Source organism: Butyrivibrio sp. INlla21 (assembly GCF_900116875.1).
GTDB lineage: Bacteria > Bacillota > Clostridia > Lachnospirales > Lachnospiraceae > Butyrivibrio.
Genome location: NZ_FPCC01000021.1, coordinates 19238 through 41947 on the forward strand (window position 1 = coordinate 19238; position 22710 = coordinate 41947).

Annotated in this window: 21 protein-coding genes; 5 read left to right on the top strand and 16 right to left on the bottom strand. The window is 43.3% G+C overall.

All coding sequences use genetic code 11. From position 1 onward, the window contains the following. Positions 1 to 42: 42 nt before the first annotated feature. Both BM377_RS11765 and BM377_RS11770 read right to left on the bottom strand, forming a co-directional pair. Entirely contained in the window at positions 43 to 648 is a 606-nt protein-coding gene (locus BM377_RS11765; RefSeq protein WP_092248517.1) for a TetR/AcrR family transcriptional regulator, read from the bottom strand. A 30-nt stretch (positions 649 to 678) separates the two neighbouring features. Beyond that, entirely contained in the window at positions 679 to 1161 is a 483-nt protein-coding gene (locus tag BM377_RS11770; protein WP_092248520.1) for a hypothetical protein, read from the bottom strand. Between the two features lie 481 nt (positions 1162 to 1642). Here BM377_RS11770 and BM377_RS11775 point away from each other — a divergent pair, with 481 nt between their 5' ends. Beyond that, the gene (locus BM377_RS11775) at positions 1643 to 2527 is read left to right on the top strand and encodes a LysR family transcriptional regulator (RefSeq protein WP_092248523.1); all 885 of its coding nucleotides are present in this window, start codon (positions 1643 to 1645) and stop codon (positions 2525 to 2527) included. 123 nt (positions 2528 to 2650) lie between these two features. Here BM377_RS11775 and BM377_RS11780 read toward each other — a convergent pair whose 3' ends face one another. The 3 genes from BM377_RS11780 to BM377_RS11790 all read right to left on the bottom strand — a co-directional run bounded on the left by BM377_RS11780 (position 2651) and on the right by BM377_RS11790 (position 6342). Further along, positions 2651 to 3544 carry an HAD family hydrolase gene (locus BM377_RS11780; RefSeq protein WP_092248526.1) on the bottom strand — a complete coding sequence of 298 codons (894 nt, stop codon included), beginning with the start codon at positions 3542 to 3544 and terminating at the stop codon, positions 2651 to 2653. 12 nt (positions 3545 to 3556) lie between these two features. Next, positions 3557 to 4474, bottom strand: coding sequence for an ArsR/SmtB family transcription factor (locus tag BM377_RS11785; protein WP_092248529.1), 918 nt, complete (start codon positions 4472 to 4474; stop codon positions 3557 to 3559). 146 nt (positions 4475 to 4620) lie between these two features. After that, entirely contained in the window at positions 4621 to 6342 is a 1722-nt protein-coding gene (locus tag BM377_RS11790) for a methyl-accepting chemotaxis protein (protein ID WP_092248532.1), read from the bottom strand. Between the two features lie 223 nt (positions 6343 to 6565). On the opposite strand from BM377_RS11790, the gene BM377_RS11795 reads away from it, so the two are divergent. Next, positions 6566 to 7846, top strand: a complete 1281-nt coding sequence (locus tag BM377_RS11795; RefSeq protein ID WP_092248535.1) for an adenylosuccinate synthase — start codon at positions 6566 to 6568, stop codon at positions 7844 to 7846. A gap of 107 nt (positions 7847 to 7953) precedes the next feature. On the opposite strand, the gene nudC is transcribed toward BM377_RS11795, so the two are convergent. Together nudC and BM377_RS11805 are read right to left on the bottom strand one after the other, a co-directional pair. Then, entirely contained in the window at positions 7954 to 8856 is a 903-nt protein-coding gene (gene nudC, locus BM377_RS11800) for an NAD(+) diphosphatase (RefSeq protein ID WP_092248538.1), read from the bottom strand. Next, complete coding sequence (locus tag BM377_RS11805) at positions 8853 to 9770, bottom strand: AraC family transcriptional regulator (protein ID WP_092248541.1); 918 nt, start codon at positions 9768 to 9770, stop codon at positions 8853 to 8855. Before BM377_RS11805 ends, nudC begins: the two co-directional genes overlap by 4 nt. 162 nt (positions 9771 to 9932) lie before the next feature. Here BM377_RS11805 and uxuA point away from each other — a divergent pair, with 162 nt between their 5' ends. Together uxuA and BM377_RS11815 are read left to right on the top strand one after the other, a co-directional pair. Next, positions 9933 to 11009, top strand: a complete 1077-nt coding sequence (uxuA, locus tag BM377_RS11810; RefSeq protein ID WP_092248544.1) for a mannonate dehydratase — start codon at positions 9933 to 9935, stop codon at positions 11007 to 11009. A gap of 2 nt (positions 11010 to 11011) precedes the next feature. Then, positions 11012 to 12631, top strand: coding sequence for a mannitol dehydrogenase family protein (locus tag BM377_RS11815; protein WP_092248547.1), 1620 nt, complete (start codon positions 11012 to 11014; stop codon positions 12629 to 12631). A 104-nt stretch (positions 12632 to 12735) separates the two neighbouring features. Here BM377_RS11815 and BM377_RS11820 read toward each other — a convergent pair whose 3' ends face one another. From BM377_RS11820 to BM377_RS16700, 5 genes are all read right to left on the bottom strand, one after another. Further along, positions 12736 to 13911 (bottom strand): iron-containing alcohol dehydrogenase, encoded by a 1176-nt coding sequence (locus BM377_RS11820; protein ID WP_092248550.1) that lies wholly within the window; start codon positions 13909 to 13911, stop codon positions 12736 to 12738. A gap of 161 nt (positions 13912 to 14072) precedes the next feature. Then, positions 14073 to 14858 carry a formate/nitrite transporter family protein gene (locus BM377_RS11825; RefSeq protein WP_092248553.1) on the bottom strand — a complete coding sequence of 262 codons (786 nt, stop codon included), beginning with the start codon at positions 14856 to 14858 and terminating at the stop codon, positions 14073 to 14075. A 127-nt stretch (positions 14859 to 14985) separates the two neighbouring features. Continuing rightward, positions 14986 to 15921, bottom strand: a complete 936-nt coding sequence (locus tag BM377_RS11830) for a TIGR03943 family putative permease subunit (protein WP_092248556.1) — start codon at positions 15919 to 15921, stop codon at positions 14986 to 14988. Then, positions 15914 to 17101 carry a CobW family GTP-binding protein gene (locus BM377_RS11835; RefSeq protein ID WP_092248558.1) on the bottom strand — a complete coding sequence of 396 codons (1188 nt, stop codon included), beginning with the start codon at positions 17099 to 17101 and terminating at the stop codon, positions 15914 to 15916. The genes BM377_RS11830 and BM377_RS11835 overlap by 8 nt, the downstream gene beginning before the upstream one ends. A 118-nt stretch (positions 17102 to 17219) precedes the next feature. Continuing rightward, the gene (locus BM377_RS16700) at positions 17220 to 18587 is read right to left on the bottom strand and encodes an ElyC/SanA/YdcF family protein (RefSeq protein ID WP_092248561.1); all 1368 of its coding nucleotides are present in this window, start codon (positions 18585 to 18587) and stop codon (positions 17220 to 17222) included. A gap of 172 nt (positions 18588 to 18759) precedes the next feature. Here BM377_RS16700 and BM377_RS11845 point away from each other — a divergent pair, with 172 nt between their 5' ends. Next, complete coding sequence (locus BM377_RS11845) at positions 18760 to 20133, top strand: right-handed parallel beta-helix repeat-containing protein (protein WP_143104504.1); 1374 nt, start codon at positions 18760 to 18762, stop codon at positions 20131 to 20133. Between the two features lie 81 nt (positions 20134 to 20214). Here BM377_RS11845 and BM377_RS11850 read toward each other — a convergent pair whose 3' ends face one another. The 4 genes from BM377_RS11850 to BM377_RS11865 all read right to left on the bottom strand — a co-directional run bounded on the left by BM377_RS11850 (position 20215) and on the right by BM377_RS11865 (position 22686). Further along, the gene (locus BM377_RS11850; RefSeq protein ID WP_092248567.1) at positions 20215 to 21486 is read right to left on the bottom strand and encodes a HipA domain-containing protein; all 1272 of its coding nucleotides are present in this window, start codon (positions 21484 to 21486) and stop codon (positions 20215 to 20217) included. Between the two features lies 1 nt (position 21487). Further along, positions 21488 to 21700 (bottom strand): helix-turn-helix domain-containing protein, encoded by a 213-nt coding sequence (locus BM377_RS11855; protein ID WP_092248570.1) that lies wholly within the window; start codon positions 21698 to 21700, stop codon positions 21488 to 21490. Between the two features lie 218 nt (positions 21701 to 21918). After that, a complete protein-coding gene (locus tag BM377_RS11860; RefSeq protein ID WP_092248573.1) occupies positions 21919 to 22218 on the bottom strand; it encodes an STAS domain-containing protein in 300 nt (99 codons plus the stop codon). A gap of 42 nt (positions 22219 to 22260) precedes the next feature. After that, positions 22261 to 22686, bottom strand: coding sequence for an ATP-binding protein (locus tag BM377_RS11865; protein WP_092248576.1), 426 nt, complete (start codon positions 22684 to 22686; stop codon positions 22261 to 22263). Positions 22687 to 22710 lie beyond the last annotated feature (24 nt).

The following is a 22710-nucleotide window of genomic DNA, read 5'->3' on the forward strand; positions in this document are numbered from 1 at the left end:
ATATTGTAAATAAAGAGTGCCGATGGTTCAAAGCACTCTTTATTAATTACTGTTATTATTTAATTCATCGGGCACTAATCCCTCTAATACATACATAAGCTCTTTATCAATGGCTTCTTCATTAATACCTACCGTCTTGGAAGTGATCTTGAGACCTTCCACAACGTACATAAGATTACGAGCACATCCAAGAGGGTTCTCGCAATAGAATTCACCACTTTCAACGCCGTTTTCAATAAGCTTTTCAACTATTTTAACTGCGGTATCAAACTGTTTTTTTAGGGGATTATCCTTAGCCGATACTTTATTAACGGAAAAGTATTCATAAGTAGCGACAATGAGATTGTTCTTTTTCCTGAGGATCTCTTTCTTTTGTTCTTTTAGGAAAAGAGCTAACATATCACCTGCAGATGCATTGCCGGAAAGAGCTGCCGTTACGGCTTCTTCATCGTCTTCTGCAATATCGTCTGCAAGAACTGCAAGGAATAATTCATCTGTACCGGAAAAATAGAGATAAAGACCCCCACGGCTGATGTCGCAGGCATCTACAATATCCTTCATTGTGACATTCTTGAAGCCTTTTTCGGCAAAGACTTCTCTGGCCTTGCCAAGAATGTACTTCTTTTTGATGGTGGATTTCTCTCCCATTCGTCCGCTATCCTCTGCTACTTGTCAATGTTACTGTCTTGAAAGGTTATCCTGTCCCCAGAACTTGATCAGTTCGTCCATCTTCTTGACTACCTGATACAGAACTCCCGTAGCCACGCCTTCTGACCAAACAGAGCCCTTTACCATTCCTCTTAATATGTAACTGGAAAGGATTCCCGCAAGAGCATCCATGTCCGTGATTCCGGCTTCCTGTATAAAAAGAAGCTCGTCCTTGTAGTTTCTAAGGTGATTCTCGCTGTAAACATAGACGTAGTTGCGATCTAGAAGATTGGTGGTCTGAGCCGCCTTTACAAAGCCCAAAAGATTGGAATCGTATACCGGAAAGGGTATAGATTTGAGCTCGCTGTTTGAATAGGTCTGAGCGACCTCAACTTTGACGTTCTCTTTAAGCCAATTAAGGTAAGGTGTAATCTTCGCAAGCTCGGGTCGATATCTTAAAATAATATCCTCAACACTGTTCTCATTGACATTGTTGTCATTTTCCATGCTCATGAAATTCCGCTCCTGTTCTGGCTTTCGGCCGTTTCTAACTGAATTTGTGGCACTCAAAAAAACTCCTGTCCGAGTTCTTGAAACATTATAGCAAGCAGATTTGCGAATGGCAATATTATTTTTTATAATTGTGATATAGATTCCCAAAAAGAAGCAGAATCTAAGCTCGCTTAAGATTCTGTTTGTTTTTGGGAATCGTACAGGCATTCGGAAGTAGCACGACAGTGCGGATTCCGAATGAATGAAGAAGTGCGAAAGCTGCCTCAGCGCAGCACTTCTTATATCACAATTATGGCAATGCGTATATCAAATTGGCTTGCCTCCCCCACCCATTCATGAGGAAGTAGCATTTTTACGATGTAAAAATAGCGGATTCCGAATGATTGGAGCATTGCGAGAGTTGCGAAGCAACGTAGCAATGCGTATTTCCCCACAACCAACCGCACTCCACCTTTATCAAGGTACCCCACGGAGCCCACTTATGACCAACAACCTCGAATATTATAAAACCTTTTATTATGTAGGAAAGCTTTCAAGCATAACTCTCGCGGCAAAAGAACTGTCTATTTCCCAGCCTGCCGTGACACAGTCAATCCATCAGCTTGAAAAGTCCCTCGGCTGCACTCTTTTTCAGAGAACTTCCAGAGGAATGAAGCTTACAAGTGAAGGAAATCTTCTATATAGATATATCGAAAGAGGTTATGAACAGATAGAGCTCGGAGAGCAGCGCCTTTCGCAGCTTCTTCATCTGGACGCCGGAGAAGTCAGGATCGGTGCAAGCGATATGACGCTCAGATTCTTTTTGCTGCCCTATCTTGAAAAATTCCATGAGCTCTATCCCGGGATCAAGGTTACCGTAACCAACGGTCCCACACCCGAAACGCTTTCTTCTCTCGAAGATGACAAGATTGATTTCGGTGTTATTTCCACGCCCTTTAAAGAAAAAGACGGCTACAGTTTCTTCCCCGTTTCCGAGATAGAAGATACCTTTGTAGCCGGCCGTAAGTTTATTCAATATAAAAATAAGATGCTGGATTTTTCCGATCTTTCAAACGTTCCGTTAATAATGCTTGAAGGAAAGACAAGTACCAGAGATTATATAAGTTCTCTTTTAACCGAGAACGGCGCCGAGCTTCACCCTGAGTTCGAGCTCGCAACAAGCGACATGATCGTACAGTTCGCGCTTCGTAACCTTGGAGTCGGCTGCGTTGTCAAAGACTTTGCCAAAGAGTACCTCGACAGCGGAGTTTTGTTCGAGCTTCGTTTTAATAAGATGATCCCCAAAAGGAAGATCTGCGTTATCACAAACGAAACAAGACCGCTGTCTATTGCCGCAAGAAAACTCGTCGAGCTTATAAAAGCCTGAGGCGTCGTACTGCACAAGTACTTTTAGCGCTCACGTATAATGCTGTTGCACATGCTGATAAATTCCTGAAGGTCTGAATACATGTGATCAATGGTCTCAGGTTCACCGTTTCCAAGATCTTCATTAGTATTTCACCCCAAGTTTCTCAAGTTCTTCTTTTACCTGCTTATAATCCTTAAACACGATGCCTTTCCAACCATAGTTCTTGGCAGCCTCCACGTTGACGGGAGTGTCATCGATAAATACTGTCTTTGAAGGTGTAAGGTTATAGCGCTCAACGAGAAGGTCATAAATCTCACGGTCGGGCTTTATCATGTGCTCGGTGTAGCTAAGAATGCCTCCGTCGGTAAATTCTCTGAATGCCATAGCTTCTTTTGTTCCTTCAAGAACCTGTCCCGAATAATTGGAAAGATACAAAACCTTATAGCCGGCTGTCTTGAGCGCCGTTATCCAAGGAATCGTTGCGTCTCTTTTTATACAGATATTGTTAAAATCCGAGAATGTCTTTTCAATCTGCTCTTTTATCTCAGGATCGTTCTTAACAAAATTTCCGATTATCTCTTCAATAGAAAGGACTCCGCGGTCGATCTCTTTCCAGTCATCGCTCAAAACAGATGCCTTTCCGATACGCTCTGCGATCTCGCCGGTAAAGCCCTTATCCTCAATAAACTTCTCCCAGGCGAAATCAACAAGGACATTTCCTATATCAAAGACAACCGTATCTATCTCGCCATCCGGAATAACGTTTCCGTATTTGTCATGTCTTTTGTTTGCTGAAAAAAGATCCAGTGATGCCATCGTATGCCTTCCGATGATCGCACCTGTTGCCCACATAAGTACCCATATGGCTATCGGAACCGCAACTGTTGCGGCTGCGCAATATACAAATGTGTTGAAGGTATCAGGCGAACCGATTGCCGCCTGAATTAAAAGATTTATGTACATACCGATAAGGATCAAGATACCGATAATAGCGAGAACTCGCTTGTACATAGGTGTTTTGCTGTTCTGTTCCACTTAGATGTCTCCTTAATTCATTGCACTGTATTTCATTTTGACATTGATGTCCTGGTTGTAATTACCAAAACCTTTGCCAAATATCGTTAGTCCTCCGACATGCTCCGCAGTGTCGGGAACCTCGAGTTTAAATTTAATATTGCTCTTGGATGTAAGTTCAAGAGAATCTGTCGTTACATCGGAAATCTTGAGTCCGTCAATAAAAGTGCCGTCGTGATTTATGACAAGCATCTTGATAAGTCCGTACTGATTCCACATCGGGAACCACCAATCGGGCGTAAAGACTCCCTTCACGTCACCGAAATCTCCGGGAGATGTCCAAGTTCCGACAAATGTATTGTTAATGTAAAAATAGATATCGGAAGGCCATACGTTATTGTAACCTGGAGCCTCCGAGCTGAGCTCTGCGGTGATGCATAGTTCATCTATTTTCTGATTGCCTGGGATGAAATTTGGAATCTGATATTCAACAAAGCCCTTGGTAAACCAAAGAATATCCGCATCGAATCTATCGGGATGAGTGAAATATCTTGGATCGTCAACTTCTCCGATGGCTTTCTCCGTTGAACATATTCCGCATGTGGGATAAACAAGGCAGTCAAGATAATGTCCGACTTTAATATCCGTTGTATATATATCCTGATCTTTTTTCTCAGGAACAACATCTATAAGTATTCTTTCAAGTGTTGCCGAGCAGATCTTCTGATTGCCGTGACCGAGTGCTTCCGATGATACGCGAACAAGTCCGCACTCCTCAAGCTTTTTTATATGACTTGTAAGAGCACCGTTTGTGATATTAAGATGTCTTGCAAGATCGTTCATGTTAAGGCTTCCCTCATCAAGAAGCACCTTTATGATCTCAATTCTTATGTCGGAGCCCAGAGTCTTAAAAAGCTCAAGTCCGTCCTCTAATGATTTAATATGTATCATACCCCAGTCCTCTCTTTTGCGCCGCGGCGCCCCCAAATTGCTTATGCTCATTAAATAAAAAATGATGTAGATACCGAAATATCGATATCTACATCATTATAATGTAGGCATATTTCAAAAGCAATATTATGATACTGTGTCAAAAATCAGAACTGTGAACCTATCGTGAACTGATCTATCAGCTTGTTAAGACTCTCCGACTGTTCCGAAAGTTCCTGCGATACGGCACTTGATTCCTGAGCTGTAGCGGAGTTGTTCTGAACGACATTGGATATCATCTCGATTCCCTTATCGATCTCGTCCATACTCTGAGACTGCTGCTCCGCAAGGTCTCCTGTCTGAACGATCATCTCCGTTATCTCTTCTACGCTGTGCTGCATGGCATCGAGCGCCTGCGTCGTCTCTGCAACAACCGCATTACCGTTACTGATCTCATCCATTGTATCTGCTATAAGCTGATGTGTATTCTTTGCAGCTTCGCTGGACTGATCCGCAAGCTGTCCAATCTGATCCGCAACAACCGCAAAGCCTTTTCCTGTTTCTCCGGCTCTTGCAGCCTCAATTGAAGCATTGAGTGCAAGAAGTGATGTCTGACTGGCAATAGCCTCAATTGAATTTGTTACCTGTTCAATCTCAGCGGACGCCTCAGTGATCCTGGTCATGGCATCTGTCACAAGATGCATCTTGGCAGCTGATGTCTCGGCATTGTCTCTTACTTCAGTCGCCATTCTCTTACTCTTTTCCGCAACTGTCGCAAGCTGCCTTGTCTGCTCGGTTACTGAATTAACCGAGGCCGTAAGCTCTTCAACAGCCGCAGCCTGATCTGTAGAGCCTTCCGCAAGATCGTTGGCTCCCTGTGACATATTGATGGCTCCTTGAGAAACCTGCGATGAAGAATTCTTAACTTCTTGAAGTGTGCTGCTAAGCGTCTCGGCAATATTTCCGAGAGCCTTCTTAATGGCAGCATAATCACCGATATACAGTTTTTCATTCTTTGAACCGCAGGAGAAATCGCCCGTTGACATACGTCCCAGGGTCTCCGTAATATCTTTTACAATCTCTTCGATAACATCGGTCGAATATGTGATATCATTGGCAAGCTTTCCAAGCTCGTCGTCCGATTCGCTGGGGATCTTGATCTCGATCTTACCGTTAGCCATGTCGTCGGCAGCCTTGGAAATGGATTCGATAGGTCCGAGTATGCTTCCGGTTAGAGCGCGTCTTGCCTTGTTTGAATAAAGAATCGCATAGGCAACTATGGCCAGTGAGAACACAGTCAAAATAAACACACTTGTAAGAGCGGCATTAAATGCTTTATGTGCCTGCTCTTTGGCTGATATACCTATTTCCTTGAAATCTTTAACGACTACTTTTATAGCCTCGTTGACGTTGGCAACGTAGTAATTATAAAGTTCTTCGTGAGAATTACCCGCAGCAAACATTGCATCCAAAGTAGCCGCGGAATTGTCTATATCCGCGATGTGCTTATATACTTCGGTAAGGTCGTCGTTATATACCTTTCCGAGTGAATCAAGGCCATCGTTCAGCTCCTGGATCTTTTCTTTTGCCCCCTGCATCTGCTCGGCTCTGTCAGCCTCGTCATATGCATTCAGTGCCCAGAGGTAGTACTTGGCAAGGGCCTGGATGGTGATACGTATCTCACCCTGCTGGGTATTCTGCTCATAAAATCTGTTGTAGATCATATTCAGATTAAAAACAGAGAAAGCATCAATTATGATGATTACCACAAAGATAACAACAAGATTAAGTCTAAGTCTGTTGAAGACTTTTTTAAACTTATCGGATACAGAAAGTTTTTTGAATGAATCTTGTGAAAATTCATTTCCTATTACGGCTGCTCTGCCCATGCTAACCTCCTATATTATGCGAATCATAAATGATTATATGTACTATTATTTTAAGCTTTTTACCGGTTTGTATGTCAAAAAATTGTATAAATTTATATAAAATTTCGAGAAATAAGCAAAACTTATGGCAAATATAAAAAAGATTGATTTTACTTATATTCTTTTTTCGTATATCATATCTCATGTAGCTTAAAAGAGTTATTTTTAAGGAGGATTTTTTAAAATGGTTAAAGCAGTAGTAGGTGCCAACTGGGGCGACGAGGGAAAAGGTAAGATTACCGATACTCTTGCAGACCAGGCCGATGTCGTTATCCGTTTCCAGGGCGGAGCAAACGCCGGACACACAATAGTTAACGATTACGGTAAATTCGCACTTCACACGATGCCTTCAGGTGTATTCCACTCACACATCATGAACATCATCGGTAACGGTGTCGCATTTGACATCACAAAGTTCATGAATGAGCTTAATGAGATTACTTCCAAGGGAGTTCCCGCTCCTCAGATCATGATCTCAGACAGAGTTCAGGTTATGATGCCTTATCATGTGCAGTTCGATTCACTTGAGGAAGCAAGACTTGCCGGAAAGAGCTTTGGTTCAACAAAGTCAGGAATCGCTCCTTTTTATTCAGATAAGTTCTCTAAGATAGGATGGCAGATAAACGAGTTCTTCCAGGATGATGACGTTATCAAGGAAAAGATCGCACGTATCGCGCAGATCAAGGACGTACTCCTTGTTAATCTCTATCATGCAGAGCCCATCGATCAGGAAGCACTCTTCAAACAGATTATTGACTGGAGAGAGCAGGTTAAGCCTTATGTCGGCAACGTATCTCTCTATCTCGACAAAGCGATCAAGGAAGGAAAGACAATTCTTCTCGAGGGTCAGCTCGGAACAATGAAGGATCCCGACCACGGAATCTATCCCATGGTTACATCTTCATCTCCTCTCGCAGCTTACGGCGCGATCGGAGCAGGCATCCCTCCTTATGAGATCAAGCAGATCGTTACAGTATCCAAGGCTTATTCATCAGCTGTCGGAGCAGGTGCATTCGTATCAGAGCTCTTCGGAGATGAAGCTGAGGAACTCAGAAGAAGAGGCGGCGACGGCGGTGAGTACGGCGCAACAACAGGAAGACCCAGACGTGTGGGCTGGTATGACTGCGTAGCAAGTAAGTACGGCTGCAGACTTCAGGGCACAACGGATGTTGCTTTCACAGTACTTGACGTTCTCGGATATCTCGATGAGATTCCCGTATGCGTAGGCTATGATATTGACGGCGAAATTACAACTGAGTTCCCCGTAACACACCTTCTTGAGAAGGCTAAGCCCGTATTCAAGACTCTTCCCGGATGGAAGTGCGATATCAGAGGAATCAAGAAGTACGAAGATCTCCCTGAGAACTGCAGAAAGTATATCGAGTTCATCGAGGAGCAGATCGGATATCCCATCACTATGGTAAGTAACGGACCTGCAAGAAGCGATATAATATATCGGCTGTGAGAACCTGACGAAGTATTGTTGAGTCTGGTTCGAACGTCTTCCGGCGAACGAAGTGAGATCGGAAGTTCCTTATTTTTTCTTTAATTAACAAAACGGTGTAGCTTATGCTACACCGTTCCTTTATACCCTTTTTCTTTAAATACTGTCATCATCTCATTCGTAAGGCTGTACTCAAGCGGCTGAAGGACGATGTCTTCTCTTTTCACCCATTCGGCATATTTAAGCTCGCCTTTATCCATCTTGATCTCTTTATTTCCAACCACATCACAGTAAAAACCAACAAGGATGTCGCTTGCGATACCCCATGGCTGAGACTTGTAGTATCTTACGTTTTCAACCTTAAGTCCGACCTCTTCCATAACTTCTCTTGCAACGCACTCTTCAAGCGTCTCACCAATCTCTGTAAAGCCCGCAACAAGAGCGTTGTGGCCGTAGCCCACGCGGTACTTGGTAAGAATGATACTGTCGGTCTCCTTGTCGGTAACTCCAATGATAACGGCAGGGTTTATCCTCGGGTAGATCTTGTTTCCGCATTTAGGGCAGGTTCTTGCGCGCTCTAGCTTATCGTTCTCATTCTCTGCTCCGCACTTTCCGCAGAACCTTGTTACAGAATACCACTCGGCAAGCTGGTTTGCGGTAAATGCCGCATAAATGTATTCTTTGGGATTGTAATATTCGTTTCTGAGTTCTCTCAAAGAACAAAAGCTGTATCTTTTACCCTTAAAGATCTCGGAAAGCGTCTTTTCATCCACATTTTCAAGAAGGAAAAAGCTCTCATCGTCTACGGAAAAAAGATATATGAAATTCTCTTCGGATATCTTTTGCCCCGAAAATTCGCAGTACTTCGGAAGTTCGACACACTTTTTTTCATCATCAAGAAAAAGTGCAAGTTCCTTATCGCCGCGGCCGCTTTGATTGTCTCTGAAAACAAATATCTTGCTGTCTGCACCGGGTCTTTTGCCCGGATCGTACTCGTTGTGAAGTTTATGTGGTGCTATGTCCTGTATCATTTCTTTGCCTCTTTACCGTCTGTGTGTAATATGCTGTTGGAATAGAGTCCCTGGTATTCCTTTGGGGACATTCCGTACTCTTTTTTGAATGCCTTAAAAAAGCTGGAATAATCTCTAAAACCAAATCTCTCATATGTTCCTGTAATACTGGCGCCACCCGTGATCGCATTTCTGCACTCGGCGAGGCGCTTTTTGATAATGTACTGATGGAGCGAAACGCCGAGCGTATCCTTGAAAAGATGCGCAACGTAGTACTTGCTTATAAAAAACTGCCCGGCAATATCGTCGAGCGTAAGGGCATCTTCGAGATTACTCTCAACGTAAGCAATGATATTTTGGAAAAGAGTCAGCTCATCACTTCCGCTGCTGATGTTCTCCTCGTCGTAGACAATCCTGTTGATCGTAAGGATAAGGTCGCAAAGGCACAGATGTCTGAACGCAGTGCTTCCGTATCTCTCACTTGCGATCTCCTCTAAAAGGCGCAAGAACTTGGACTCTACCATGTGAAACTGCGCAGGCGCAAGGTGGTAGATATATTTGTGATACGCCTCCGCCTTCTGGAAAAGGAACATGTAATCAACTGATTCCTGCATGAGTGAATTGCAACAATCCTTGCTGATCCAGAACAGAAAACGTCTGTAGTTCTTCTCGGGGTTGTTCATAAGCGCATGATGCGAGATCCCGGGAGGAACCAGCATAAGGTCGCCGGGAGACATCTTGTATCTGATGGTCTTGCCCTCGGGACTGAATATCTCCATGGTAACGTCTCCCTCTATAAAGAGGTAGCACTCGTAATAATCATGGGCATGCGGCTTAAGCGTCTTGAAGTCTCTGTCTGAGTAATAGTAGACCTCAAAATCCGATGAAACCATGTATTGTCTTGTGTTAAAGGATGATCTTAGTTTGCTTTTCATATTTGTATAATAACACCGATTGCAATTTTTGCAAGGTATGAAACAAATTATTCCATTCTTTTTTTTACTAAAAGAAACTATTGTATTATACAGACCACAATTATTATTCAGATCATTAAATCAGATCAAAAAAGATGTATTAGGAAGGGAGAAATTCTAATTATGGAAATGACACTTCGCTGGTACGGTAAGGAATACGATACCGTCAAGCTTTGGCAGATAAGACAGGTTCCCGGTGTAAAGGGCGTTATCACAACTCTTTACAACAAGCAGGCAGGCGAGCTCTGGACTCAGGACGAGATCAAGGCTCTCAAAAAGGATGTCGCTGACGGCGGACTTAAGGTTTCAGGTATCGAATCGGTAAACGTATCGGATGCCATCAAGGCTGCTACCGCAGAGAGAGACGAGCACATCGATAACTATATAAAGACTTTGGAGAATCTCGGTAAAGAAGATATCCACATGGTATGCTACAACTTCATGCCTGTATTCGACTGGACAAGAACCGAGCTTGCAAGAAAAAGAGAAGACGGCTCGACCGTACTTGCTTACACTCAGGAAGCTATCGATGCTATCAATCCCGAGAAGATGTTCGAAACACTTTCAGGTGACACAAACGGCAGCGTAATGCCCGGTTGGGAGCCCGAAAGAATGGCTCACATCAAGGAGCTCTTTGAGCTCTACTCAGGAATCGACGAGGACAAGCTCTTTGAAAATATTGTTTATTTCTTGAAGGCGATCATGCCCGTATGTAATAAGTATGACATCAAGATGGCTATCCATCCCGACGATCCCGCCTGGTCTGTATTCGGACTTCCGAGGATCATCAACAATGAAAAGAACATCCTTAAGCTCATGAAGGCGGTTGATGACGTTCACAACGGAGTTACATTCTGCTCCGGCTCTTACGGCACAAGCCTTGAGAACGATCTGCCTCACATGATCAGAGCACTTGAAGGAAGAATTCACTTTGCACACGTTCGTAATCTTAAGTTCATCTCTCCCACCAACTTTGAGGAGTCTGCTCACCTTTCAGCCGACGGAACTTTCGATATGTACGAGATCATGAAGGCTCTCTACGAGACAGGCTTCGACGGACCTATCCGTCCCGACCACGGAAGAATGATCTGGGGCGAAGTTGCAATGCCCGGCTACGGTCTCTATGACAGAGCGCTCGGTGCGACTTACCTCAACGGTCTTTGGGAAGCAATAGATAAGGCACATCAGAGAGGAGTTTGATCATGAAGCTTAACGAACAGAGTTTAAAAGACAGCGCTTGGAAAGAGAAGGGTTACTACCTTCCCACTTTCGACAGGGCTGAAATGATAAAAAAGACAGTTGAAGCACCCGAGTGGGTTCACTTCGGAGCAGGAAATATCTTCAGAGCATTTCAGGCCAATCTTTCACAGAGAATGCTTGACGGCGGCATGAACGATAAGGGACTTACTGTCGTAGAAGGTTTTGACTATGAGATCATCGAGAAGATGTACAGACCTCACGACAACCTCTCACTCCTTGTCACACTTAAAGCTGACGGATCCGTTGAAAAATCCGTGATCTCAAGTATTGCGGAGTCATGCATCCTTGATTCAAATGATGAAAAAGAGTTTTCTCGTCTTAAAGAGATCTTTAGATGCGATTCTCTTCAGCTTGCTACTTTTACGATCACAGAGAAAGGCTACAGCCTTGTTAATCCCGCAGGTGAGCTTCTTCCCGCTGTAAAAGACGATTTTGCAGCAGGCCCTTCAAAGCCTCAGAGCTATATCGGTAAGGTTGCAGCTCTTTTGTATGAGAGATTCCTTGCAGGTGAAAAGAAGATCGCCATGGTCAGCACAGATAACTGCTCACACAACGGAGATAAGCTCTTTGATGCGGTACATGCATTTGCAAAAGAGTGGACTGCAAACGGTAAGGCTGACGCAGGATTTATTTCATATATAGAAGATGATTCCAAGGTTTCTTTCCCTTGGTCAATGATCGATAAGATCACACCAAGACCCGACGATTCCGTTAATGAGATTCTTAAAAACGATGGAATCGAGGAGCTTGAGCCCGTTGTGACTTCCAAGAAAACTTGGGTTGCTCCCTTTGTTAATGCTGAGGAGAGCGAATACCTCGTTATCGAGGATAAGTTCCCGAACGGTCGTCCCGCTCTTGAGAAGGTCGGAGTTATCTTCACGGAAAAAGAGACTGTGGATAAGGTTGAGCGAATGAAGGTTTGTACCTGCCTCAATCCTCTTCACACATCACTTGCCGTATACGGATGCCTTCTTGGATACGACAAGATCTCAGAAGAAATGAAAGATACGGAGCTTGTTAAGCTTGTTAAGACAATCGGATATGTTGAGGGACTCCCCGTTGTTACAGATCCGGGTGTTATAAAGCCTCAGGAATTCATTGATACCGTTGTAAACGTCAGAATTCCCAACAAGTTCATGCCTGATACCCCTCAAAGGATTGCCACAGACACATCGCAGAAGCTTGCCATCAGATTCGGTGAGACTATCAAAGCTTACCTTTCTTCAGATAGTCTCAATGTAGCCGATCTAAAGTGTATTCCTCTAGTACACGCCGGCTGGCTTCGCTATGTGATGGGCGTAGACGATAACGGCAAAGCATTTGAGCCAAGCCCCGATCCGCTTCTTGAGAAGGCTAAGAGCTTTGTTGAAGGAATTGAGCTTGGAGCTTCTATAGATAAAGCTGCTATCAAAGCTAAGCTTCTTCCTATTCTCAAGGACGCTACAATCTTTGGCGTAGACCTTGAAGAAGCAGGCCTTTCGGATAGAGTTCTTTCTTACTTTGAAGAACTTATCGCCGGCACAGGCGCCGTAAGAGCAACGCTCAAGAAGTATGTTGGCTGATCTTATTGCCCCACAGCAATGTGAAGGTGCATTAACTTAATCTCATAAAAAATGCTCTGCATGGACGCATGCAGAGCATTTTTATTGATTCATATGTATTATATTCAGATCATAAGCTCATAGATCTTGGTGCAATCATCCTCGCTAAGAGTTACGAAGCCTGAGATTGAACCGGGTCTTCCGTCGCCGTTACAAAGGACATCAACGAGCTTTGGAATATCTTCCTTCTTGGCTCCGAGTTCCTCAAAGTTCTTGGGCATACCGATCGAGATGAGGAAGTTTCTGAGAGCTTCAATGCCGGCCTTAGCTGTAACTTCGGGATTGGTGAAGTCCATCTGGCAACCCCAAACTCTTGTAGCTACCTGCGCAAAGCGCATTACATCGTGCTTCATTACATATGTGAATACAGCGGGCATTGTAACAGCAAGACCTGCTCCGTGAGCGCAGTCATAGAGAGCTGAAAGCTCATGCTCAATGTTGTGGCTGTTCCAGTCCTGAGTTCTTCCGACGCCGCATGAATTATTGTGTGCCATCATTCCTGCCCACATGATATTGGCTCTTGCCTCATAGTTGTTGGGATCTTCGATAACTCTGGGTCCCTCGTGCTTCATTGTAAGAAGAAGTGCTTCTATAAGTCTGTCCGTAACCTCGACCTCAGCGGTATTTGTAAGATATCTCTCATACAGATGAGCCATAATATCCGTGATACCTGCTGCCGACTGATATGCGGGAAGAGTCTGGGTAAGAGCGGGATTGAGAATACTGAACTTAGGTCTTATCGCGTCTCCGCTTGCACCGCGCTTGATCATACCATCTTCCTTGGTAATAACGGAATCAGGACTTCCCTCACTGCCTGCAGCGGCAATTGTAAGGATAGTTCCCACAGGAAGAGCCTCAGTGATAGTCTTTCCCTGATAGAAATCCCAGAAATCTCCGTCATAAACTGTTCCTGCAGCTATAGCCTTGGATGAATCTATAGTACTTCCGCCGCCCACAGCAAGAATAAAGTCAACATTTTCTTTTTTACAAAGCTCTATTCCTTCGTAAACAAGGCCGCTTCTGGGATTGGGCTTAACGCCTCCAAGAAGCACATAAGGAATACTCTCCTTATCAAGAGAAGCCTTAACTCTGTCAAGAAGTCCCCATTTAACAACGCTTCCGCCGCCGTAATGAATAAGAACTTTGCTTCCGCCAAACTTCTTGACGTACTCTCCGGCCTGATTCTCAGTGTCTTTTCCAAAAACAAAATAAGTAGGTGAGTAGAACGTAAAATTCTGCATAATAACCCCTTTCTCGTTTGCTCTGATTAACTAATTACTATTATATCATGCATAATAAGCACGCCTATTTCATAATAATGGCACAGAAAAAGTCTTATGACTATTTATCGATAGACATAAGACTTCTCATTTTTTGTTATGTTTATATACAGGACAGGTAATCAGTTCTTTTTAAGATAAGCGCCGTAGTAAACTGCGCCGACGCAAAGTCCGCCGCCAATGATATTTCCGATGGTTACGGGAAGTAGATTTATCACAAAGAAGCCGAATAATGACAATCCGTCTGCGGGGATTCCGTGAACGTAAGATGCAAGGAAACCTGCAGGAATGAAATACATATTTGCAACGCAGTGTTCGAAACCACAGATAATAAAGAGCATAACGGGAAGCCAAAGTGCAAGCACTTTTCCTGCAAGCTCATCTGCAGCGAAAGAACACCATACTGCCATGCATACAAGAACGTTACAAAGGATTCCGCGAAGGAGTCCGTCGGCAAAAGAGATGCCTGACTTAGTCACTGCTGTCGCAACTACGTTTGTTGCAAGCTGTCCGTCACCGAACGAATAAATATGGCCAAAAGCCGCAAGTGCTGCAATGATAAAGCCTCCGACCATGTTTCCGAAATAAACGATAACCCAGTTCTTAAACATCTTAAGAGGCGAGGTCTCTTTCTTGAGAACAGGGATCGTAATAAGGCAATTGCCTGTGAAGAGCTCAGCTCCTCCGACAAGCACCATAAAAAGACCTATAGGGAAAACTACAGAACTGATAACCCTTGCCGATGAAGCATTATCCGCAAGGCATGATGCGATCTGGCTTCCGAGTCCTCCAAGCGCAATGAAGGCTCCCGCCATTATAGCTAAAAGAAAGGTCTGTGAAGCCTTAGCTTCGGCCTTGGCCTTTCCTACCTGTACATATTTTTGAGCAATTTCTGCCGGTGATTTCATGTCTTAATACTCCCTTACTGTTTCGCTTAGCGAGATTTTTCAAGAATCTCGCCGTATTATTATACCCTCTTTCGCCTTATATTTAAAGAAAAAAGCCCGCTTTCGCGAACTTTTTCCAAACAAAGCTTCACACTACATTTATCACTTCCCGCTCAGGTTTGTCGGCAGCCTTTAGCCCGCTCACCTTGCACACCGGGAAATCAACCTTGTACTTATCCATATACTCTTTTTCCACAAGCCCTGTAACATTCACCCAGCTGCCGTTTTCAAGGCTGTCAAGGTCATCGTAGTCGCAGATTATTCCGAATAAAGACAGGTCGTCCTCGCAGCATGTCATTGCGTATCTGCCCGCAAGAAAAGACTGCCTTGTCTTACCGCGTGACTTCATGACCTGCGCCGTGAAGCGAATCGTCTTTCCGACGTATCTGTCCAAGTTGTCGAGGCTGTCCAAATAGAACACGGAAAATGAATCATTGTCGACATCGACTATATCAGCATTTAAGTCATACGGAAGGTCGTCCTCAAACCTTATTACAATATCGTCCCTCTCGTCATCCTTAAATACAATGTTGAGCCCCGTGTTCACGGCCTTAAGATTCCTTCTGAAATACGAAAGCTTATCCTCAAGTCCCGTGCAGTTATTTACAACCGCCATGTACGCGTTCCTGACCTGCTCAGACAAAAGAGATTTCATATTGGCCGCATAAAGCTCAAAAGTCTTTCCGTTGATCACGGCGATCTCCATAATGTCGTTCCAGTACCAGGGAAAAGATAAGTCTTTTCGCATCCACATGCCGTTAAACTCAACCACAACCCGCGCCGGCTTGACCGCCTTTTCAAGCTCCTCGATGTGCTCCGGAGTAAAATCCTCCTCATCCTCGATATACCTTACAACCACGCCCATCTTCTCAAGAAGATAGTCGTCGTATTCCACTTCGCCTTCCTCACAGACGATAAGAAGCGTTACTCCGTCAATCTTGAAATACGACTCTTCGAACAAGTCCTGGATAAAAGAGGTCTTTCCCGCATCCAAAAATCCGTTCACAAAATAAACCTTACCCAATTTTCTTATTCTCCTTATTTTCAAGCTCTGCCTGCGGTGTATACGGTGCCTTGTCTATGCACTCATCCAGCATTGAAACTATGCGCTCTTTATCAATATTTTTTCCTATGAAAACAATCTGATTGAGCCTGTCGCCGTAGATTTCATCCCACTCTTCCATGATGTCAGGGAAGCTTCGAATAACCTCTTCTTTTTCCTTTTCGTCAAAAGCCGCTACCCAATTGGAAACTTCGGATATTGACGCATTTCTTCCCGCATGCTCAAAGAGCTGAACATGAATGTCATCATCCGAAAACCAGATATAACCTTTAGCGCGGATTATATTTTCGGGATAGTTTTCTTCAACGAAAGCACTGAACTTCTCGTGATCGAAAGGTCTTTTTTCCTCATAGACAAAAGAGCTGATGCCGTATTCATCAACGCATCCTTCATCCATCGCTTTTTCTCTGGCAAGAGCAGCCTGCATCGCCGAAGAATTCATAACCTCGTCGTAGTCAAACTTTGATCCCTTGAAAATCCTGTCGGGATTAACCTTGCCGTATATGCACTCTACGATCTCGGCCTTTCTTTGGAACTGTCTTATCACCTTCCTCACCGCTTCTTTTTTATCAGTGGGAAGAAGATCGCATTTGTTCAAAAGAACCACGTTGCAGAATTCGATCTGATCCATTATAAGATTGATGATGTCAGGATCCTCGTCCATGATCTCTCTTTGTCTTTCATCGGACTTTTCTTTTATTCCGTCAAGAAACTCCGTGTATATCCTGTCGGCATCAACGACAGTCACAACAGAGTCCAGATAGAAGCCAAGCTTTTTGTGCGATTCCTGATACATAAGGAATCCATCCGCTATTGATGCGGGATTACTGATGCCTGAGGCTTCCACGATGATTCTTTTGATATGCTTATCTTTTGCAAGCGCCTCGACCTGTGTCATAAAGGCTTCCTGAAGAGTGCAGCAGATGCAGCCGTTCGTGAGCTCTATCATCTTGGAATCCGCCTGAGTAACGTTACTTTTCGAAATAAGGGAAGCGTCAATGTTAACGCTTCCCATATCATTTACTATCAGTGCGATTCCGTCTGATTCCGTATTTTTTAACAACTCATTAAGCACCGTTGTCTTACCTGAGCCAAGATATCCTGTCAGTATGGTCACCGGTTTCTTTGATAAACCAAACATTGTATTCCTCCGCGTGTAAATGCTATGATCGTTTACATTTTTATAATTTGCAATTCATTTGCAATTTACAATATTAGCACTACTTCGCAGAAGATGTCAATTAAAAGAACTTTCTTTATCACATGTCTCTAATATAAAACTCGACCATTCCGAAAAACTCCCTCACAACATAATGAATTCCGACAGGCAAAAGAGTCGTTGCGGGAACGGCTTCGGCATTTTCAAAGCCTACTTTCTTGGCAATGGAAAGCGCCCTATGCTCATGGAAGCTGTTCGTAACTATGCCGACATGTGCAGTGGGATCTCCTATTATCTCAAGACTAAACTTAAGGTTTTCATGAGTGTCGGTCGACTTATTCTCCAATAGGATCCTGCTCTCATCGATACCGTAATCCCTTATAAGCACTCTTTTTGCACACTCAGCCTCGCTTATCTGCTCATGCTCTCCCTGTCCGCCGGAAGCGATGACTATAGTCTTTTCGTTTTCCGACAGGTACTCGCCGGCTCTTTTTATCCTTACTCTGTACGGGTTACTAGGCTCTGTTCCGTTAAGTCCCGCACCGAGAACAATCACATAATCAAGATTTCTCTCGGGTATCGCAGTCATGTCATCCACGATCTTAGCTTCCGTTATTAAAAAGAAAACAATAAATGCGGTGGCCGCAACCCTGTATATCCATGTGATCACCGGCGGAACCTTGAATTTCTCTGTTCCGTTAATCCTTGCTATGAGCATCTTTATCCTGACAAAAGAAAATACGGCGATAAGAATCCACAGCCAAACCCATGAAAGGAGCAATCCGCCTCCGTAGGCAATGCATGTAAAGAAATACAGAACAGACCATATAAATATAAGGAAATAGATGTACATTACTATCTTAACGTACGTGATCTTTCCCATTCCGGCGTATCTGCTTACTCTGTTTTTGTAATCGATGTATTCCTTGCCAAAAGAGCTTTCTAAGAATTTTTCTTCTCTTAATATCTGAAGATGAAACATGATCATCGCAAATAAGGTCACAGCAAGAAGCACCGGATTAAAGTACATAAGAAGGATTCCTATGTAAACAAGGTCAAAGCCCAAAAAAGCAGGGTTTCTTGAGTAGTTATAAATACCGTTCGTGACTAGATTTCTTTTTTCCTTGTCTTCTTCCGCGACGCCCGCTCTCCAGCTGTCTCTCATGGTATACACGGCAATCCCGAACACTGTGACACCGACAACCGCGAAGTAAACTCCGAAAATTCTGCACATAAAAGAAAGCTGCGATTTTCCGATTATTATCGATATCAGTTCGGTTATAGGCGCAAGTATTGTCGCAATCTTCATAAGAAGCTCTGTGTAGAAGCTTTTATCACGCTTTTTTCCCTTGGCGATCTGATCGGTCACTATCCCTTTATTTTTCTGGATAAGCATCTTTATAAAATAAATACCGTAAAAAATGAGCATGAAAAATATTGCAATAATTTGATATATTCTATTAGTCATTTTACACCTCGTTCTATGCTTATTATATAATATCGCGCGTACTCCGGCGATTATTTATGTAACTTTTGTTTATATCTTTTTTATTTTTTAGTCGCTTTTTGGGCACTTCCGTATGTTATGGTTTATATCATAGTAACTGAAAACTTAGCAAAAAACATCAGAAAGGGGAATAATGATGAAAAAAAATGCGGGTTATGTTGTTTCTAGCCTTATGATAGCAGGTTTTGCATTTATGTGTTCAACCGGTTTTTGTTGTAAGGCCAGTGCAGCCGCAGAAAACGGAAACACAATCAAAGTAGGTAGTGACGCTTCTACCATCGCGGAAGCCATTGACAAGGCTTCAAACGGGGATACGATCGTAATCCCCAAGGGAAATTATTCCGAACAGTTAAAGATTGAAAAGGATGGAGTAAAACTTGTAGGTGAAGAAGGTGCTGTTCTTAACGGTGCAGGCTTAACACCGACAAAAGACGATTACGCAATGATCAATGTTCATGCCAAGAACGTTTCCATCTCAGGTCTTGAGATCACGGGCCTTAGTCAGGATCATCCTTCTATGGACGTCAAGCCCATGGGTATCTATGTAGACGCAGGTTCAGACGGAATATCAATCTCAAAATGTAAGATCCATGACATGGGTGTTAAGTACACAGAGGAATCCGAGTACTACAATGCACACGGAATCCTTGTATACGGTCAGCCCGAATCACCTGTAAACGGAGTTTCAATCACAGGAAACGAGATCTATAACATGACGCTCGGTAACAGTGAAGCACTTGTAGTTAACGGTAACGTAGGCAACTTCGATATTTCCGGCAACTACGTTCACAACTGTGACAATATCGGAATCGATGCTATCGGCTATGAGCGTACCAATCCCGAGACAGGCGAGCTCCTTTTACTTGAGAGCGACAGAGCTCACGACGGAAAAATCCACGATAATACCGTTGTTGGAATTTCATCCGCAAAGAACATGACTTACTTTGGCGATGCTTGCGCGGACGGAATCTATGTTGACGGCGGAAAAGACATTGATATCTTCAATAACTACGTATCAGACAGCGATATCGGTATCGAGATCGCTACAGAGCATCACGGAACCGCTACAACAGGAATCGAAGTGTACAACAACACTCTTGTAGAAAACAATAATCTTGCCGGCCTCGTTATCGGTGGTTGCAATCCCGAAGAAAACGGTGAGGCAAAGGCTTGCCATATCTACAACAACACTGTTTTGAACACAGACAATACATGTATCACTATTCAGAATGCACACGATGAAGAAAACGTGATCGAGAAAAACATCTTTATCGCAGCTAACGAAGCTGAGGTTTACTATGAGGAATGCGATGACAACAGTAAAGGAAACACTATAAGAAACAACGCATCCAATCAGAAGATGAGAGCCGGTGAAGACAATATTACCTTTAAGCTCATCGGAGTTTCAACCGAGAACAACGCTATCAGACTTGAATCTACAGAAGAACTCAAGGGACTCGGCGCAGCCTCAACTAAGGTAATCCCTATGGATTTTAACGAAGACTGATATTGAGGTCTTGGTTTAAGAACCAAAAGTCCTATGACTTTTGCAAACATCCTTGCGAAAGTCATAGGACTTTTTGTAATTTTACTTAAGATGAGAATATCCTCCGGTTTTTAAGATATCGTTCTTAAGCTTTTTTGCTGCGACAAAGCCGCTATTAGTCAGGCTTTCTGCAGCTTCTTTGAGCGATTTCTCAAATCTATCCGACAATCTGTCAAAAGTTGTCTCTACAACTCTATTACTCAAACCGACATCTTCAGCTGATTTAATGAAGCTATCTCTGTTTATATTATTGATATCAAGCTCTCCTCCGATATAAAAAGACATCTCCGGAATCGAATTGTACACTCTCGTAGAAACAATATCATAAGCGGGCGAAAGTCTCACCGACTTAAGGTCGGGAGAGTATAAAAGAGCATAGTTCTTCAAGTGGCAATCTGTATTACCTATGAGGAAATTAAAAATTATTCGCTCAAGAAGCTTGCTCTGATCTTCGATAGGATTTGATGAATGCTTTTTGATAAGATCAAACATCTTCTTCATATATCCAATAGGTTGCTTCTCATACTTATCCTCGGCTGCAATTCCCATGGCCTGAGCAAAGTCTTCCTGGTGGAGCCTCAGCGGTACAAGAAGACCATCTATTTCTTTTACTCCGTTTAAATCTCTGTCATATCTCTTTGTTGCATAGAGTACATCACTGTCTTCTCCGCCTCCTACGTTTACAATAAAGCTCTCCGGAACATCTATACCTATATTCTTGGCGGTAAGCATGCAAAGCTGCTCATTTAATACTATACGATCGAGTCTTACATGGCTCTGCTTGACTATATGTGTACTCGGCGCATCTCCTTTTGGAAGATACCACTTGCCTTTGGGATCATAGTAAAGCCCCACCTTACCTGAAGCTCCCGTAAGCGAAAGATGTGTTTCCATAAGTATCTGAGTCGATCTCGTTGCACCTTCTGCCGCAAGCGATTTAACCTGAGCCTTGGTCAGTTTCTCATAATGAGCGTCACTTAAAACACCACCCTCTGCAATCTTGATCGCGCCAAGGCATTCTCTTCCAAGTCCCGCCAAAATAGATAGGTAATCCTTCTCATCGGTCTTTATCCAATCTGCAACAGCACGTCTTGAAAAGCCCTCCGGAAGGAGACTTTCAAAAAAGGTTCTCGTATTTTCAGCAGTAAAACTTTCTTCCTGAAAAGGAAGCGAAATTGATATCGGCGCGCCATAAGAAGCGTTCATAAATTCACTGTCATATTTAAAAGTCGCATCGGTATAGGCTTCGCCTGTAATATTTCCGACGAGCGTCTGCTCTCCGTTTATTTCAATGTATACTCCAAGATTTCTCATATCATCCTCTTTCATTAAGTTCTATATCAAGCCCCAGAAGATTGGCAATAAGAAGCGCCTTTCCAAGCTCAATTGTCTTCTTTCCGTTTTCAAGATCCGAAAGAAACGTCACGGATATCCCCGTAAAATCAGATATGTACTTCTGTGTATATCCAAGCTTCTTGCGTCTGTCTCTGATTGCTTTTCCAAATGTTTTTGTATCGCTGATCTTCATATACTTTCCCCTCGTAAATGTGCTTTCTCCAAATTATGCCGTACGGCATAATTCGATCGCGCTAGGCATAAATTTAGCCGTACGGCTAAATTTTATATTAATTATTATAAATTTAGTCGTACGGCTAAGTCAAGGCTATATTATTTTTTCGAATCCTTTTATCCTTTATAATTCCAAGTTTATCAGCCTTGCGGTGCTACTCCTATAAAAAGAACCTGTCACTGAATCGTAAGGATATCCGAAAATCCCGTAACTTCAAATATCTCTTTTATCTCTTCGGCTGCGTTTGTAACAACCATGCTCCCCTGCTTGTTCATGATCTTCTGCGCGGAAAGAAGAACGCGTAGTCCCGCACTTGAAATATAATCAAGCTTGGCAAGATCGAAAGTAAGATTATCAACGCCATCCAATGAGCTCTGAACCTCGATCTCAAGCTGCGGAGAAGTCGTTGTATCAAGGCGTCCCTCCAGCGAGATCTTCATATTGCCATTATCCTTTATTTTTTCGATGTTAAGCATAATGTTGTCCCTCCTTATCGTCAGCCCCGCTCATTGAATGCTCTATATCCGCTTGTATATCGTGTTTATATTTCGTAAATCTTTGTATTCGTATCTGAAATCGTCCATCAGCTTTTTTACCATATAGATACCAAGTCCCCCGACAGCTCTTTTATCCGCGGGTAATGTGATATCGGGATTGGTCTTTTTTAGCGGATCGTAAGGGATTCCTTGGTCGGCAAAAGATATTTCTACCGCACGTTCTTTTTCTATAAATTTAAATCTAACTTCCGCAAGACCTATCTCTCCGGGATACGCGAAATGTGCGATGTTGACGAACAACTCCTCGACTGCTGTCCGGATCTGGTTTTGACTCTTTTTAGGACAAGAAATTTCTTCCAGCTTGGAATCTATGAACTTCATAACATTCGGCAGTTTTTCCAGCGTCGCTTCAACTGTAAGCGCATTGTCTTTTTCATTAATTATCATGTCACTACTTTCTTTCGAAGCTCA